This window comes from Natronoarchaeum sp. GCM10025321, assembly GCF_042663585.1.
GTDB lineage: Archaea > Halobacteriota > Halobacteria > Halobacteriales > Natronoarchaeaceae > Natranaeroarchaeum.
This window is the reverse complement of record NZ_JBHTAN010000001.1, coordinates 51,902-68,235: the sequence shown is the minus strand read 5'-3', so window position 1 is coordinate 68,235 and position 16,334 is coordinate 51,902. Positions and strand designations below refer to the sequence as shown.

Annotated in this window: 12 protein-coding genes; 5 read left to right on the top strand and 7 right to left on the bottom strand. The window is 58.1% G+C overall.

Annotated features, from left to right (window positions below):
• Positions 1-87 precede the first annotated feature (87 nt).
• Both ACFQL3_RS00320 and ACFQL3_RS00315 read left to right on the top strand, forming a co-directional pair.
• Positions 88-2,238, top strand: coding sequence for a plastocyanin/azurin family copper-binding protein (locus tag ACFQL3_RS00320; protein WP_377050351.1), 2,151 nt, complete (start codon positions 88-90; stop codon positions 2,236-2,238).
• 820 nt (positions 2,239-3,058) lie between these two features.
• Complete coding sequence (locus ACFQL3_RS00315) at positions 3,059-4,396, top strand: RNase J family beta-CASP ribonuclease (RefSeq protein WP_377050349.1); 1,338 nt, start codon at positions 3,059-3,061, stop codon at positions 4,394-4,396.
• Positions 4,397-4,548: 152 nt separating this feature from the next.
• Here ACFQL3_RS00315 and ACFQL3_RS00310 read toward each other — a convergent pair whose 3' ends face one another.
• Positions 4,549-5,832: an MFS transporter gene (locus ACFQL3_RS00310; protein ID WP_377050347.1), complete on the bottom strand. Its 1,284-nt coding sequence runs from the start codon at positions 5,830-5,832 to the stop codon at positions 4,549-4,551.
• Between the two features lie 221 nt (positions 5,833-6,053).
• Here ACFQL3_RS00310 and ACFQL3_RS00305 point away from each other — a divergent pair, with 221 nt between their 5' ends.
• Positions 6,054-7,358, top strand: coding sequence for a PQQ-dependent sugar dehydrogenase (locus ACFQL3_RS00305; RefSeq protein WP_377050345.1), 1,305 nt, complete (start codon positions 6,054-6,056; stop codon positions 7,356-7,358).
• Positions 7,359-7,414: 56 nt separating this feature from the next.
• On the opposite strand, the gene ACFQL3_RS00300 is transcribed toward ACFQL3_RS00305, so the two are convergent.
• From ACFQL3_RS00300 to ACFQL3_RS00280, 5 genes are all read right to left on the bottom strand, one after another.
• Positions 7,415-8,500 (bottom strand): guanosine monophosphate reductase, encoded by a 1,086-nt coding sequence (locus tag ACFQL3_RS00300; RefSeq protein ID WP_377050343.1) that lies wholly within the window; start codon positions 8,498-8,500, stop codon positions 7,415-7,417.
• Between the two features lie 153 nt (positions 8,501-8,653).
• Positions 8,654-10,096 (bottom strand): carotenoid oxygenase family protein, encoded by a 1,443-nt coding sequence (locus ACFQL3_RS00295; RefSeq protein WP_377050341.1) that lies wholly within the window; start codon positions 10,094-10,096, stop codon positions 8,654-8,656.
• A 187-nt stretch (positions 10,097-10,283) separates the two neighbouring features.
• Complete coding sequence (locus ACFQL3_RS00290) at positions 10,284-10,643, bottom strand: DUF7344 domain-containing protein (protein WP_377050339.1); 360 nt, start codon at positions 10,641-10,643, stop codon at positions 10,284-10,286.
• A gap of 175 nt (positions 10,644-10,818) precedes the next feature.
• A complete protein-coding gene (locus ACFQL3_RS00285; RefSeq protein ID WP_377050337.1) occupies positions 10,819-11,328 on the bottom strand; it encodes an Lrp/AsnC family transcriptional regulator in 510 nt (169 codons plus the stop codon).
• Between the two features lie 263 nt (positions 11,329-11,591).
• The gene (locus ACFQL3_RS00280; RefSeq protein WP_377050335.1) at positions 11,592-13,457 is read right to left on the bottom strand and encodes a cation:proton antiporter; all 1,866 of its coding nucleotides are present in this window, start codon (positions 13,455-13,457) and stop codon (positions 11,592-11,594) included.
• A gap of 360 nt (positions 13,458-13,817) precedes the next feature.
• Between ACFQL3_RS00280 and ACFQL3_RS00275 the strand changes: the two genes are divergently transcribed.
• A complete protein-coding gene (locus tag ACFQL3_RS00275; protein WP_377050333.1) occupies positions 13,818-15,152 on the top strand; it encodes an RNA-guided endonuclease InsQ/TnpB family protein in 1,335 nt (444 codons plus the stop codon).
• 267 nt (positions 15,153-15,419) lie between these two features.
• Here the strand turns inward: ACFQL3_RS00275 and ACFQL3_RS00270 are convergent, their stop codons facing one another.
• On the bottom strand, positions 15,420-15,653 hold the full coding sequence (locus tag ACFQL3_RS00270; RefSeq protein WP_377050331.1) for a heavy metal-binding domain-containing protein: 234 nt from the start codon (positions 15,651-15,653) through the stop codon (positions 15,420-15,422).
• Between the two features lie 75 nt (positions 15,654-15,728).
• On the opposite strand from ACFQL3_RS00270, the gene ACFQL3_RS00265 reads away from it, so the two are divergent.
• A complete protein-coding gene (locus tag ACFQL3_RS00265) occupies positions 15,729-16,259 on the top strand; it encodes a hypothetical protein (protein WP_377050329.1) in 531 nt (176 codons plus the stop codon).
• The last annotated feature ends 75 nt before the right edge of the window (positions 16,260-16,334 follow it).

Below are 16,334 nucleotides of genomic sequence, written 5' to 3'. Positions count from 1 at the left end.
TATATAAAACCTTCGGGGCAAGACGGTAGATGTGCACATCTGACACGGACTCATATCCTGACGTATCGAATCGTGCCGTGTAGAAGAATGGATCCAACCCGTAACTCGCATCGACGAACGATTCTGAAAACCCTTGGCGCAGGAACAATGGTCGCACTGGCAGGGTGCGGAGCCAGTGAGGACGAACCAACAGATGAACCCAGTGACGGGACCGATACGGACGACGAAGAGGAGAACGGAACAGCGGAAGAGGAGGAGAACGGAACGGAAGAGACCGGTGAGGACGGGCAAGTTCCAGGGGCCGATGTCCTCGGTGGACCGGACGACCTCCAATCGACGCCGACAGTCGAAGCACTGATACTCGATTCGGATCAGGGTGCCGGCCAGAACGTGTTCTCGCCGGCGGTTGTCTGGGTCGAAACGGGAGCCACAGTGACGTGGGACAGCGCCAGCGGAAGCCACTCGGCAACGTCGTATCACCCGGATACTGACGGGCCATTGCGGATCCCGCAGGACGCCAGCCCGTTCGATTCGGGGATCATGGTCGAGGGAGATAGCTTCGAACACACCTTTGAGACACCCGGGGTGTACAACTACTACTGTCAACCGCACAGAGGGCTTGGAATGGTGGGCCTCGTCATCGTCGAGGAGGTAGCAGCGGGTCCCGGAACGAGTCCACTGGAGGAGGTCGACGGTGCGGAAGCGACCGGGCTGACAGATCTGCTCGAACTCGCGGGAGTCGAGATCGAACAGTCTGAAGCCGGCTACGACTGGATCGACGCCACGTGGGACTCGTACTGGTACTCGCTGTACAACATGAGTACAGTCATTACGCTCTCCGGTAACGGGATCACCTTCCCCGCGAACCAGCAACAAGAGGAACAGTTCCAGCAGCGGTTGCCACAGATCATCCAGGCTGCCGACGCCGACGAACCACCGGTCATCGAACCCAATCTGAATATGGCTCCGTTCACCTCGGGTGCTCCGAGTTTCACCGAGCAACCGGCGTTAGACGCTGGCGACGGGCGACCGGACGCCTCGACGTTAACCTGGGATCAGTCGGCGTCATCGATGACTGTCAGTCCGTCCTCTCTCGGGTGGACCCACCTCAAGGGTATCACCTGGGCGAAAAACTTCCAGAAGCATGCAGAGATTCTCCCGCCGGATCTCGCACCGCTGTTTCGCTCGATGCTGCTCTCGACGATGGCACAGGTCGGGACGGTGTTCGGACTCGTCACCGAGGAGGGTGGTGGCAACTTCCGATTGAACGAGGAGAACCTGCTGCTCGGATCGGCGTTCAGCCCCGGCGAAGGCCTCGTCGACGAGACGCCACGTCCCCGACATCACTCGGCGATGCTGTGGTTCCTCTCGAATCTCAATAGCTTCGCCCAGGGTGGGTGGTTTGGCTACGAGAACCCAGAACCGCTGATTCCCGCCGAGAACATCCAGATGCTGACCAACGGGATGGGGCAGACGACGATGAACGCCATCGACCCCGCCGAACTCGACGATACCCGACTGGTGGGTGAGTTGCTCGGTGCAATCGGCTGGTTCGGCACGCAGACGAACCAGGATCCTCTCCAGAACAGTGCCATAGAGTACGCAGATGGTCTCGCTGGACGGATCGAGACGAATCTCGACGGTAACGGGCGGGTCGCCAGCGGAACCGAAAACCAGGCTGCGACACAGGGAGTCGTCGGGCAGGGACTCCTCTGGGCCTCACAGATCGACGGTGTCGATTACACGGATACGGCTGGTGACGTGCTGGGCTACCTGACGGATGAACTGTTCGACGAGGATGCAGGAACCTTCGCATCCGGTGCCGAGGACACCACCTATCGGATCACCGCCCGTGACGCGGGCGATATCACGGGAGGACTCAACGCCGCCGACGCCGTGTTGGGCCGGTCCGAGGTTCAGGCCCAGTACGCGGAGTTCTTCAACCAGACGGTCAACCGTGGTCAACTGCAGCGTGCAGAACGACCGCCATCGCGCGACGAAAACGCGGAGTTTACACTGCCGCTGCCGCCGATGGCTGGCGGCGAGTTCGGGCAGGCCACGGTCTACAACAGCGCTGTCGAATACGACACGACGAGCGATGACTGGAGTGTCGTCGACGACACGTTCGATGCCGAGGCGGCGATGTATCTGGCGAATCAGGACATCTGGATCAGCCAGTGGGGCGGTGACTTCTACCAGGGGCGCGGTGTGCCTGGAGAGAGTGACAGTCCCCCGTAGCTGATCTGGATCGCTCGAATCCAATCGAGCGCTCCAAAGCGATCTAATACAATATTCTTTTTGTTGGTGCCGGACTCGGAGAGATGCCGTTCGGCGGGAACGGTGCGTCAGGGATCAATCGTGAAGGGCATTGAGCAGATGATTCGGAAGAAGTCGATCATCCTCGCAGTATTGAACTTCTCAGCAGGAGATAGGTTGATGCCACCCATCGGACAGTGCTGAATATAGATCATTCTACGATTCGTTGATACCCGGTCTGGATCAGTCGCGTAACTCCCAGCACAGCCAGAACAGCGGCACCAAACACGACACCTGAGTGAACTTCATCGAACAGTGGGAACGAGGTATATCGCCCTGCAATCATCAAGACGACCAACAGGAGCCACACAATATACAACCCAATGACGCTTTGATAAAGAGTTTCATCCATAGGCATATATTAAAGGTTATGTTACTTATTCGTAACGAGACTCAGTGATCAACAGATGATCTCTACTGAACAGATAGTTCACTGATTCCAGGCTGGAATAAGCGAAGCCGTCATACTGTATCTATTCTCTGGATTCAGTACGCGGTTTGTGTCAGTTAAGAGGGGTCTCAACATAGCTATCATTCTCTGAACTACTCCAGAAAGTCTCTTGCCGCTCAAATACGCGGGTACTTATGTCGTGAGCATCGTGGTTTAGATAACCGAAACGCGCGTATTCCCCGAGCGGGTTGTGTACTCTCGATATCGGCTCTCGATACGAGATGCACACCAGCTTTCCTTTATCAGGCGGACTGTTCGCAGTTCTGGGACTGCTCTGATCGGACTCCACCTATGGAAATAGAAATCGCAACAATCGGCGGCTACGAAGAAGTCGGTCGCCAAATGACTGCTGTCCGTGCCGGGGATGACATCGTCATCTTCGACATGGGACTCAATCTCTCGAAAGTACTGATTCACGACGATGTCCAGACCGAACGAATGCACTCACTCGATTTGATCGATATGGGTGCGATTCCGGACGACCGCATCATGACCGAGCTCGACGGCGACGTCCAGGCCATCGTCCCGACTCACGGCCATCTCGATCATATCGGAGCAATCGGAAAGCTCGCACATAGATACGACGCACCGATCGTCGCCTCTCCCTATACCCTCGAACTGGTCCGTGAGGAGATCGACGACGAAGGCAAATTCGCGGTGGACAACGATCTCGTCGAGATGGATGCGGGCGAAACGATGGATATCGGTGACGATTGCGAACTCGAATTCCTCAACGTCACCCACTCTGTGATCGGTGCGATCAACCCCGTACTTCACACACCCGAGGGGGCAGTCGTCTACGGACTCGACAAGCGGATCGATCACACGCCGGTCGTCGGCGACCCGATCGATATGGAGCGCTTCCGTGAGATCGGTCGTGAGGGCGTTCTCTGTTACATTGAAGACTGTACGAACGCCAATCGGAAGGGTCGGACCCCGAGTGAAGCGGTCGCGAGAGAGCAGCTTCAAGACGTTATGCACAGCATGGAAGACTACGACGGCGGGATCGTGGCGACGACGTTCGCAAGCCACATCGCTCGTGTCAAGAGTCTCGTCGAGTTCGCCGAGGATATCGGCCGAAAACCGGTCCTCATTGGGCGGTCGATGAAAAAATACTCCGGGGCTGCAGAGCGTATCGGTGCAGTCTCCTTCCCGGATACGCTGGAGATGCACGGTCACCGAGGCAGCATCGATCAGGCGCTTACGCGGATCATGAACGAGGGCAAAGAGAACTTCTTCCCGATCGTGACCGGTCATCAGGGCGAACCGAGAGCGATACTCACCCGGATGGGTCGCGGCGAGACACCGTACGAACTGACTGACGGGGACAAAGTCATCTTCTCCGCGGGGGTCATCCCGGAGCCGACAAACGAGGGGCAGCGGTACCAGTCCGAGCAGCTCCTCCAGATGCAAGGGGCACGAATCTACGACGACGTTCACGTCTCCGGTCACCTTCGGAAAGAGGGACACTACGAGATGTTAGACGCCGTTCAGCCTGAGCACATCATCCCCGCTCATCAGGATATCGAGGGTGTCTCTGGATACGTCGACCTCGCGAAGGGACAGGGCTACGAAGTCGGGCAGAACCTTCATATCATGCAGAACGGGAATACGATCCAGTTGAGTTAGGGCGCTGCTAGCGGCTTTTTTATCCGTGATTCCATTCGATGTTGCGAGTATAGCACTTTGGTTCGACGAGGTCTTCTCACGACATCTTGTCGTGAGATCGTTTCAGAAGTGCACGTCTAACAGCGTGAGCCGAACTCACGTCCCGAGACCGGTCACCACGCAGTGAGTGCGCGTGTTCCGTAATCGTACACCAGAATGCCACCGAACGCGAGTACGCCGGTCACGGCGAAGGCTCCACCGACATAAAAGACCGAGCCCATGCTTACTTCGATCATCAACCACCCGGCGATGAGGGGGCCGGCGACGGAGCCGGGCCGCCAGACGAGTTCGCGGATCCCGAAACTAGAGGCAACACCGCCTTCGTCGGTGCCCTCATCCGCAAACAGCGCCATGCTGGCGGGCTCACGAAACGAATCTGCGACGCCGAGCAGTCCCGAGAACGCGACAAGCGGCAGGTACGCCGGTGGGAGCGTCCCGAGCAACGGTACCGTAGCGCTTGCACCGAGGACGTCGCCAATGGCTCGTGAGAAGGGGATGCAGATCGCGATCACTCCGTACGCGCCCCCGCCAGCAAAGACGAACAGCGAACGGCCGACGCGGTCGGAGAGTCGCCCGGTAAACAGTTGACCGACCATATTTGTCGCCTTCTCGGCGGTGACGGTGACGGCGACAGCGGTCGCACCGACCGCGAGGCCGCCACCCGCGACGGCTGTTCCCGCGTAGATCGGCACCCACGTCCTGACCATCGTTACCGCGAACGCATACTGGAACCGAAAGCTCGTGATCGTGAGGAGCTTGCGGTTGACCGCAAGATCAGAGAACGGGAACCCCTTGACACGAGTGGGATCGTCGTCGAGAAACCACCAGAGCACGACCCATGCGAGGATCATCATTACCGTGATAATCGTGAAGATCGGACCGAAACCGACCTCGTCGTAGATGGCCCCGGCTGACAGCGACCCGACGATCGAGGCGGCGAACGAAGCGGCGTTTGCCTTGCCGATCTTGTCTGCGCGAGTGCCCACGTCGGCTACCTGCCCGACCAGCGAGAGCGACATCAGCCCGGTACCAGTGACCACAACACCCTGGAGGGCGCGGATCCCGATGAACGAGGCCGAGGAGTCGACGAGCGGGAACAGCGCGTACACCCCGGCGCCGACTCCGAGCACGAGCAACAGGATTGTCCGCTTATCGAACCGATCACCGGCCCACGCGAGCGGGATTACCGCCACGGTCTGGGCCAGCGTAAATCCGGTCGTATACATCCCGATAATAACACCAGCAGAAACGGTGATTCCAAGGATAGTGGTTGCTTCGGGATTGAGCGTGTTGATGTACGTCGGCAACAACGTCAAGAGAGTGACAAAACCGAATCCCTCGGCAAACCGTGTCAGATAGAGTGCCCAGAACTGGATCCGTCGGTCGGCGTTGTTCACATCCAAACGCTACTGACAGATTCAAAAAAGGTATCGATTCGAGAAAACTACCTGCTGACCGGTTGTAGCTCGATAGGCGGTGGACTTCTCAGAGCGTTTGTTGCTGGAAGAACCACATCGTGAACACCCCATGAGTACTTGCTGTCAAACGACCTGAGTATATAGCAATGGTAGATCATCATACACGTCGGTCAGTGCTCACGCTGGCGGGAGCGAGTGGTATGACACTGGCCGGGTGTCTCGACAGCGACGGCGACGACACAGATGACACTAACGACACCAACGATACTGATGGCACGCCGGAGGAAGACGGACCAACAGACGAACCGACCAACGAGACCGAGACTGGCGAAGACGAAACCGACCCCGCAGATATGGAGGTGGAGGGCTCCCCACTCGAAGCGTCTTTCGAGGAGGTCGTCGCAGTCTCGAACCTCGAACTGCCGTGGGATATCGCGTTTGCACCCACCGGTGACGTGTTCTTCACCGAACGATCGGGACGTATACGGCACACGACCATAGAGGTCCTCTCCGGCGATTCGCCAACGGACGAATCCGAGATCGACACCGACCAGATCGACCTTCCCGGAGTAGTTACTGACAGTGAAGGAGGAACGCTCGGAATCGCCGTTCACCCCGAGTATCCGGAGCCGGCCTACGTCTACGTTTTTTATACTGCCATGCTGGAGGAACGGGTCGACAGGGTCGCCCGGTACGATGCAACCACTCAAGATGACGTCGAGATCATCGTCGATGGCCTTCCGGGGGAAGGGTATCATAACGGCGGCCGAATCCGTTTCGGGCCGGACGGTCTGCTGTGGATTACGCGAGGAGATACACACGAACCGGATCAGGCCCAGAATCCGGATACACCCGTCGGGACACTCCTGCGAGTGTCGGAGGACGGCGAGCCGAGGGGCAGTGACGAAGCGCCGCCGGACGCCGATCCCCGCGTGGTCACCCATGGCCACCGGAACATGCAGGGACTCGACTGGCTACCCGACGGAACGCCGATCGCAACCGAGCACGGACCCGATGCACGGGACGAGGTGCAACTCCTCTCGCCGGGCAACAACTACGGCTGGCCGACAGCCCGCGGCGGGCCTGACGATTCCGAGTACGGCGCCTACGGGGAGACCCCGGAGTTCGCGCCGCCGATCGCATCCTCCGGAACCGAGGTAACCTGGGCACCCTCAGGAGGGTCCTGGTACGGTGACGATGCCCTCCCATACCTCCGGAACCGGTTTCTGTTCGGTGGCCTCCGGTCGAGGCAGTTGCACGTCCTCACCCTGTTGGACCAGGAAACCGAGCCACCGGACGACGCGACTGCCGTCTACGGCGAGGACTGGTACGATGATCGGTATCTCGCGGTTCGACACGAGCTACTGGTCGAAGAGTACGGTCGTATCCGCCACGTTGCTCAGGGGCCGGAGGGAGCAATCTACCTGCTGACCTCGAATCGGGGCGGAAGGGCTGAGCCGACGGAGCAAGACGACATCATACTCCGACTCGATCCGGAGACGTGAACGTCCCCACTGTCTTCGCTCTGAATCACCGTGGTTCGACTTCGGGGCGAATCGAATCAGTCGTCCGCGTTGGCTTCGGCGTGTGTCGTGCTATCGACGCTGACTGTCTCCCACTCGCTGTCGGAGTGGGCACCTTCACGCTTCTTGGCGCTGGCTGCGACGCCGATGAACGTTGCTTTCTCGCGAGCCGCTTCGATATCGTGGCCACCACAGTAGGACAGCCCTGAGCGGATACCTGCACAGAACTCCCCCACGACATCTGCAACGGCTCCTTTGTATGGGGTCAGCCCTTCGACGCCTTCGTCCGTAGTTACGTCCGCTGGCTTATCCGAGCGCTCTTCGGCGGCCGCCGTCGTCGCCATCCCGCGTGAGCGCTTGTAGCGCATCCCGTCGGCCTCCACCACATCGCCGGGGGCTTCGGCCGTCCCTGCGAAGAGACTGCCCATCATTACTGTATCCGCCCCAGCCATCAGCGCCTTGACCGCGTCGCCGGAGGTCCGGATACCGCCGTCAGCACAGATCGTTACATCGAGATCCGCCGCCGCATCGGCACAGTCGTCGACAGCAGTCAACTGCGGGACGCCCGCCCCGGCGACTTTCCGTGTCGTACAGTGTGATCCCGGGCCGATGCCGACCTTCACACAATCGGCTCCGACTGCCGCGAGGTCCTCGACACCCGCCGGAGTCGCGATATTACCGGCGACGATATCGAGGTCCGGGTACGCCTCGCGGAGGTCCGAGACTGCGTCGAGTGTCAGTTCCATGTGGCCGTGGGCTACGTCCACGACGACAGCGTCGACACCAGCGTCCACAAGGGCGGCTGTCCGGGCGAGATAGTCCTCATCGATACCCACCGCAGCCGTGGCCGGAACCCCGGCGTCGGCGACTGCCGCCACCTCCTCGGCCTGATCTTCGACGGTAAGGAAACGGTGAATCGTCCCGACACCGCCGGCCTTGCCGAGCGCGATAGCGAGGTCAGCCTCGGTGACGGTGTCCATCGCGGCAGATACAAGCGGGGTATCGAGTTCGATACTGGGCGTCAGATGCGTCGAGATGTCGACATCGCTCCGACTGTCGACCTGCGAGCGCTGTGGCACGAGCAATACGTCGCCGTAGCTCAGACCCGTACGTATATCGTTCATAACCGAAATACAACAGGCCAGTCCAAAACATAAATCCCTTGGTTCGTACTCAGGAACAGCATCAATCGCAGGGAGAGAGAAGAGACGCTCGAGAGCGGCGCCAGCGCGGAAGCCACCGATTTGACGATGGGTAGCTGATCCCGGGCGGGCGGGTCAGGCCATGCTTTGACCCGGCGACGACGGGCCATAGAACTGGCCGTGGAACCCGTATGGGAGGCGGTGAGGAAGGCGAGCACGACCACACTCTCTGAGCGTTTCAGCATCGAGACAGACCAACTCGGACCGATCGGCCTCCGGATTCAGAACTATCGAGAGGAGGACGCCATCGTCCTCGGCCGCGGAGTCCGGCGCTGACACGAACACCGGCTCTCCCGGGTGAGTTCCCGATTCGCGCCACCGCCGAACAGTCCCGCTCTCGACGTCGACCTTCGTGAGGTCCGTCGGGAGACTCGATCCGGTATCCGTCTCCGCGAGATAGACGTATCGGTGTCGCTCACCGTTCACCTGCCGGTAGTTCACCATCGGGAACTCGACGGGACCCCGGTGGAGGCATTCCCGATCCGCTTCACCGCCGGACAGCGGGAGCCGATATCGGTAGAGGTCGCCCACCGGCAGGTCGGGATCCTCGCTCCGGAGGTTCGACAGTGCTAGCCCGGTGACTGCCCGTTCGTCCTCGAAGGCCACCAGGTCGACCACGAGTTCGTCATCACGCTCGTACGCATTCGCGTGGTGGTAGACAAACGCGGGCGGGGCAGTAACTGTCGTCTCGTGTTCGCCCGTCTGGCGGTCGAGAACGATGAACCGCGTAGGTGCGTCCAGCGCCTGGAACGCATCCAGGAACGTCTCTCGCGTAACCGCACCACGGAGTAGTCTCGCGATGTCGAGACCGAACGCGTTCACCGTGACGACGGCGTACTGCTCAGTCAGCGCGAACGAGTGGATATACGGTGCCTCGTCGAAGCGGAGTCGCGTCAGCGGGGTTGGCGCTCCACCGTTGGCTGGCCGGCGGAACAGCGTGTACGTCGTGTCCCGGCCGTATGAGACGCCGAGGTTGAAAAACGCCGCTTCGTCATGATCGTAATGAACGTGAGCGAGCGTGAGATCACTATCGAGGCCCGCAGTGAGGTCCGTTCGCCCCGTCGTTTCTAGAGTGTCGGGGTCGAACAACAGCGCGGTTGGCGACTCCGTCACCGCCGCAACGTCCTCGCCAAACTGCTGAATGCCGATGACCGGATTGTCCGGGAAGGTCCCGCCGAGGGCCTGTGCGAGTCGCGTCCAAACAGGACGGTCCGGTGGCGTGCCGGGGAACGGGGTCCGGACGCCACCACCGCCCGCCGCATACTCGTAATCTCGACTTCTGATAAACCGGTTCGCGTACGTCACCGCCCCGTCGTCGATTCGGAACCGGCGAAGCATCGCCAGCGGATCAAACCAGTGACGCAACTGCGTCTCACCGGCCTCAAACTGGCCGGGGCCGTTCCCGATGAGGTCGCCCCGGAGCCAGTCCGGGAACGATCCTTCGACGGGTAGCTGGGCGTTCACCACTTCCTCGGTCTGTGTGCGGAACCCTGCGCGGTAATCGGCGGACAGAGTCATAAGTATAATTGGGCCTGCATGGCTGTGTTACCATTGGTCCCGGCAGTAGCTAGCAGTGATTGGGCAGTTCGTTTTGGGATAAGGGTGTCATTCAATAGTTCACAGACCTGTCTTCGACCAATCAGGATCGGTCAGTATGGACAATAGCTAGAGCATAATGGATTGTACTCAATCCAGGTACTGTCGGTCAGTCGTCAGCGGTGACCTGGTCGGGTCCGTCAATAGGGGCCGCGTCGACGAGAAAACGGTCAAGTCCGTCCGTTCCTGCGAGGCCAATGGAATCCATGGCAGGCCCAACAGTGATCAAGCCGGCGTCCGCAAGCTTCGGGATGTGGTTGTGATGCAGCATTGTTTTGATATCGTCGGTACTGAGAGGCTTTTCCTTCCCTGAGTGTGCCTCGTCCCAATTGGCGATTGCGGCTGCAAGCGCCTCGATGCTAACTTCCCCGGCCTGGGTTCGCAGATGATACAACACGTATCGCCGGTGCGGATGTGTCATTATATCGAAGGTCTCGTTCAGTCGTGATGTATTCAGTGCTGCCATCATCTATTGGTACGTCCGAAGCGGTATAATGTCTCGTTAACTGTAATTTTACACTATTGATATTTCTAAACGGATCGGGGTAAGCGATTGACTTATTCAAGCAAAATGCGGAGTGGCAGTCAAGCGGTACGGGATAGCTTCAGTAGTCCAACTAATGGACTCCTACTGGCACACGCTATTACTCTGTAGATTCGCTTTCCGAGAGCCTATCGCGCTCGCCCGTCATCTCCTGGTGGAAGTGGTTCCAGGGCTGGATATGCTCCTCCGCCAAGATGTTACTACTAATAACGCGTAGACCGAGTTCATCTAACTGTTTGGTGCTTTGCTTGATGTCCGAAGTTGCTTCGGCTACGACTTCGATGTGAAGGTTTTGTTCACCGGACAACATCTCCCTGACATTGACGACCCCCCGCACGTCGAGTGCTCTCTCGGCCATCTCCGACCGTCGGGAAAGATCAGTCGAACAGATAAACAGGACGTTCATCGGGTAGCCTGCCTCCTCATAATTGATTTCCGGATTATATCCGACAATGACTCCTTGCTCCTCAAGTTCGTTGATGCGATTGTTGATAGTCGTCCCGGTTACGTCGGTTTTCTCAGCAATATCTGTGTCACTGGCACCACGAGCATCGAGCTGTAACATGTGGAGGATACGACGGTCGAGGTTGTCCAATTGATTGTCGACCATGTCGTCCCGTTCGTGAGCGAACCTTTTGAATCCTTGCTACAAATTCACATGGAGAATCCAGAGATGGGATTTGCAGGGAACTATCTCAGTGAGTCCAATCTCAATATACCACCATCGTTTGATACGCAAACGTACTGACTAGGTGATTATTCCCCAAAGGCCTGAATTCAAACACCTTGAGAAGTGGTCTCTGAAACCTTGTATCCAAAACCTGTCGAAATAGCTGCTGTAGAATCGATCGACCTACCTCCTGAACTGGCAAGTCAGGGGACGCCTGCTCGCTCTCCGCGGACCAGCGACACTGCCGACTGGACGGCATCGCGTTCACCGACGAGCGTAAGATGGTCGTCCGGCTGGAGGGTGTAAGTCGCCTCCGGAACGAACGTATCTTCGCCGTGCGTGATCAGGGTGATGAGACAGCGCCCCGGCAGTTCGGGCCCAACCTCGTTGAGCGGTTGGCCGACGAACTCCTCGTTTTGGAGCGTTACCTCCTGGACGTCGCCTTCCTCGCCGAGCATATCGACCCACCGGGCCATTGCAGGACGCTCGATCGAATCGTCGATAGCCTGCGCCGTCGCGTGCGTCGACGAGATCGTCTCGACGCCGAGATCCTCGAAAGCTTCGAGATTGTCCGGGTCGTTCGCCCGACAGACCACCCGATCGACGTCGAAGTTCGTGGTCGCTTGCTGACCGATGAATAGATTCACCTTGTCGTCGCCGGTTGCGGCGATAATGGTCTTGGCGTTCTCGATACCGGCCGAACGGAGCGCTTCAACATTGGTTCCGTCACCAATGCGCACCGTAAGCCCCTCACTACGTGCCCGCTGGACGGCTGCTTCGTCGTTTTCGATCAAGACGACGTTCTCTCCCCTGTCCTCCAGTCGAGTGGCAACTTCGCGGCCGACCCGCCCGCTGCCGATGATGAGTACACGCATTGGTATCACGTCAAGGTATTCCGCGATCTGACGAGCGAATCCGCCCTCTATGACAACAGTAGAAAAGATGACAAGGAAGACGGTGCCAACGAGCAGAGTTGCGGCCTCGGTCTGGCCGGCCGCCTGCAGTTCGACCGCAAACAGCGTCGCGACTGATGCTGGAATAATACCACGCGGTCCGACGAAACTGACGAACAACCGCTCGGAGGTGCTGAATCCGCCCCCATGCGTCGAAATGAGCACGTCCAGCGGCCGGATGAGCAAGATAACAGCGGCGGCGACGATGAGTCCACCGACACCAAGCGAGAGCAGATCGCTAAACTCGAGTAACGCCGCCAGCGCGATAAAGACGAACGAGAGTACGATAAGTGTGATGTCGCCCTTGAAATCGGCTATCTCCTCCTCGTACGGGATCTCCGTGTTGCCGAGGATGATCCCGGCCGTCGCGACGGCAGCGACTCCGGCCTCACTGGCGACGGTATCGGCGGCCCCGAACGCAACAAGAGCGCCGGCAAGAACGACCAGACGAGCGTTTCGTGGTGCATCGCCCGGCGAGAGATCGATGTATCGGAGAACGACCCAGATAATGACGGCCACGATAACGCCCACACCGACGCCGGTCCCGATCCGCTCGATGAACAGTTGGAGGAACGCACTCACCGTCGGCTCCTCAAGTTGCATAATCTTGAACACTACGACGGCGAGAATGGCCGCCGTCACGTCGTTGACGATGCCTTCCGTCTCCAGCGCCGTCGCCACCCGATCACGGACAGGAACGACCTGCATGATCGGTGTGATGACGGTCGGACCGGTCGCGACCAACAGTGAGCCGATGAGAAAGGACACTAGCCAGTCGGCACCGAGGGCGAACCGAACGACAAGTGCCGTTCCCAGCAAGGAGATGGCTGCCCCGATCGAGACGAGGCGGAGGCTCTCCGTCGTCGCCTGGCGGAGATTCTCTATTCGGAGGTGGAACGCCCCCTCGAAAACGATAATGGCAACCGAGAGACCGACGATAGCCGGGAGCGATTCGAAGGTGTTCGGCGTGATGAATCCGAGACCCTCCGGACCCAGTATAACCCCCGCGACCAGCAGAAACACGATGCTGGGCACCTCGAAGCGATCGGCAAGCAACTGCGCAATAACCCCGATGGCGATAATCGCTGCCACCAGTGGAATCAGTTCGCTCGTCATATTGAACTACGTATCACAATACAGTTCGACGAACAAATAAAATAAGCCTGCTGATGTGGACCTCCCTGACAGTTTGCGGAAGTTCTCGATGTCCTCACCACCGTCGAACGCGTCGACACCATCTCCGAGTCCGCCACGAAGACCGGTCATGTCGGTAGCTACCTCTCCCGGGCGGTGGCGGACCTCGTCGTGGACGGCTTAGCTGAAGAATAGGGCGCTAAGCCCCAGTCCTCAAGGAGCACCGCAACGAGCGAAGCGAGTGAGGAGCACAGTAGGGCGGGGATACAGCACCCGCACGATTCTCAACCACTCTAATCAAAATTTTTAACAAACCACAACCACTAGCAGGGGACACGTCGCATGGAGTACAGTCCAAAATACAGACTATTTCCCTCGACCGAACAGCGGGAGAGTCTTGACTGGACTCGTGACATCGTGCGACAAGTGTACAACCACTCGCTCCACGAATTCAACACGATACCAGAAGACGAAGGCACGCTTCGACAGCGCGTCTGGCAGGTCCGCGACACTCTGCCACAACTTAAGCAACGGTGGACCGACATACAACAGGTCTACTCCACTGTGTTGCAGAAAGCTGTCGAACGCATTCGAACCAACATTAAGAATCTCGGTAAACTGAAAGCCAAGGGATACGATGTTGGCTCGCTGAACTGGAAAGCGCCGCGTGAGTATCGGAGTTTCACGTATCGGCAATCGGGCTTCACACTCGACAAAAAGAGTGGCCCACGAGACCGAACAATCCTCCGACTCAAAAAAGTCCGCGGTCAAACTCTAGAGGTTCCAATCCGACTACATCGTGACCTTCCAGAGCATGACGCGATCAAGGAAGTCACAGTGAAGAAAGAGCCAACGGGAGCGTGGTACGCCTCGTTCTGCATCAGCACGGACGAACCAGAGAACCCAGCGCAAGAAGACATCGATTCCGAAGACACCGTGGGCCTCGACCTCGGCGTACTCAACTTCATCCACGACTCCGACGGACGGTCTATCGACCGTCTTGACTTGTCGGATGAGCGCGAGCGACTCGAACGCGAGCAGCGCTCGCTCTCTCGCAAACAGTACGAGTCGACCAACTGGGAGAAGCAGCGCCGCCGCGTCGCAGAGGTTCACGCTCGTATATCGAACAAGAAGCGCGATTACAAGCACAAACTCGCGCACTTCTATGCGACAGAGTACGACGCCGTGTTTGTCGAAAACCTCAATGTGAAATTGATGCTCGAAGCCGATGGAAACGCTCGGAACAAGGCTGAAGTAGGTTGGAGTGATTTCAGAGCGATTCTCGAACACCACTGTGACAAGCACGGCACGCACTCCGTCGAGGTCAATCCACGAGGAACGACGAAGGAGTGCGCGTCATGCGGAGTAGAAACAGAGAAGCCGTTGTGGGTGCGTGAGCACTCGTGTCCGTCCTGTGGGTTCGAACTTGATAGGGATTGGAACGCCGCTTTGAACGTGAAATCGCGTGGCTTGTCGAAACTAGGAGTGGTTCACTCCAAAGCAACGTCCTCAGAATCGCACGGCGATTCTGGTGTGCGAACGAGAGCCCCGCTCTCGTCAACGCCTGTGGAGACTGCGACCGCTGTGGACCCGACTCAGCGAGAGTCTGTGTCTGCAAGTCGCGTCGTAGAAACAGGAAGCCCCTGCCTCAAGGAAGCCGCGCCAGCGGCTGAGTAGGCAGGGGTAGTTCACCTGCTTTCCCACCGACTGTGTGGTGCCGTCCGGCAGTTCGAGTATGTGAACCTGCTCAGGTCGTCGTACCCGTCGACCACGAGCGTACTCTCGTCGCCATCAGTCAGATGATTCGACGCCCCGAAGTATAACTGGGACATCACATCTCAGGCGTCTACAGTGAACACCCTGTCGCTGTCGTGCCGGGGGAGACTGTACAGGGCGCTGGCCGTTCGGAGCTGCCCGGGCAGTGCGGATACCACAGGCAACTGCTTACGACTCGCTGGTGGAGCGCCAACAGCCCCGAGACGCGCACCCGACTTCGCGAATGTCCGTGGTGGTTTCAGACGTTTCTGTACGGACGTTGACGGCGTCGTCAGCGACCATCTCAATGTTACCGGCTTCCATCCGCGCAATCGCGTCTTCACGGAGCTGTGAGAGCAATATCGAATATGTTCTGAGTTCATCACCCCTGAGATTGTTTGATTGTCGGATACTGTTGTGCAAAAATCATATTAAATAAATACGTAAATTTTTTGTCCTCACATGTAGTCTCGGCTTTTATCGGGTTTTGATAGAACAATGTGCCCTGAAAGCCCTCATACGTCGATAGATCAGATTGCTACTCCAGATAGATTCACAGAACTCGATGTTCCAGTTCATGTAGATACCGACACCGTAGAACAGGAAATTGTCGAAACAGTTTCCGAGATGGATGATTTGGCACCCACGGGTATCAGGCGTTCAGATGGATCGGTTCTTCTCATGCGTGTCGAAGACGATTGTGCATGGAAGATTCCCAGTAAGGCCGTTAGAACAGACGAACCCTACGGTGTTGCTGTAAAAGAATGGATTGCTGAGAGTACTGGCTTGGAGATCGAGTTGGAGAGTGTCGAAGGAATCTGGCGAATAGAGTTGACGGCTGAAGAGACGGGAGAAACGGCAACTCGTCATTTTGTTGTCTTCAGTGCATCGCCCCAAGACAGCAGTCAGCAGTCTAGTCTTTCTATGATAGATGTTCCTGCTGAAAAACAGCCAGCGGATATCGGATGGTTCGATGAGCTCCCGGATGAGGCAGAGGAACCACCAGGGACAGACCTTTTCTTCGAATGACCACGGAAACCGGGAGGCGTGGTGAATCGCTATATGACCTCTGACTTATCCAGATTACGACATACTTGATGATCT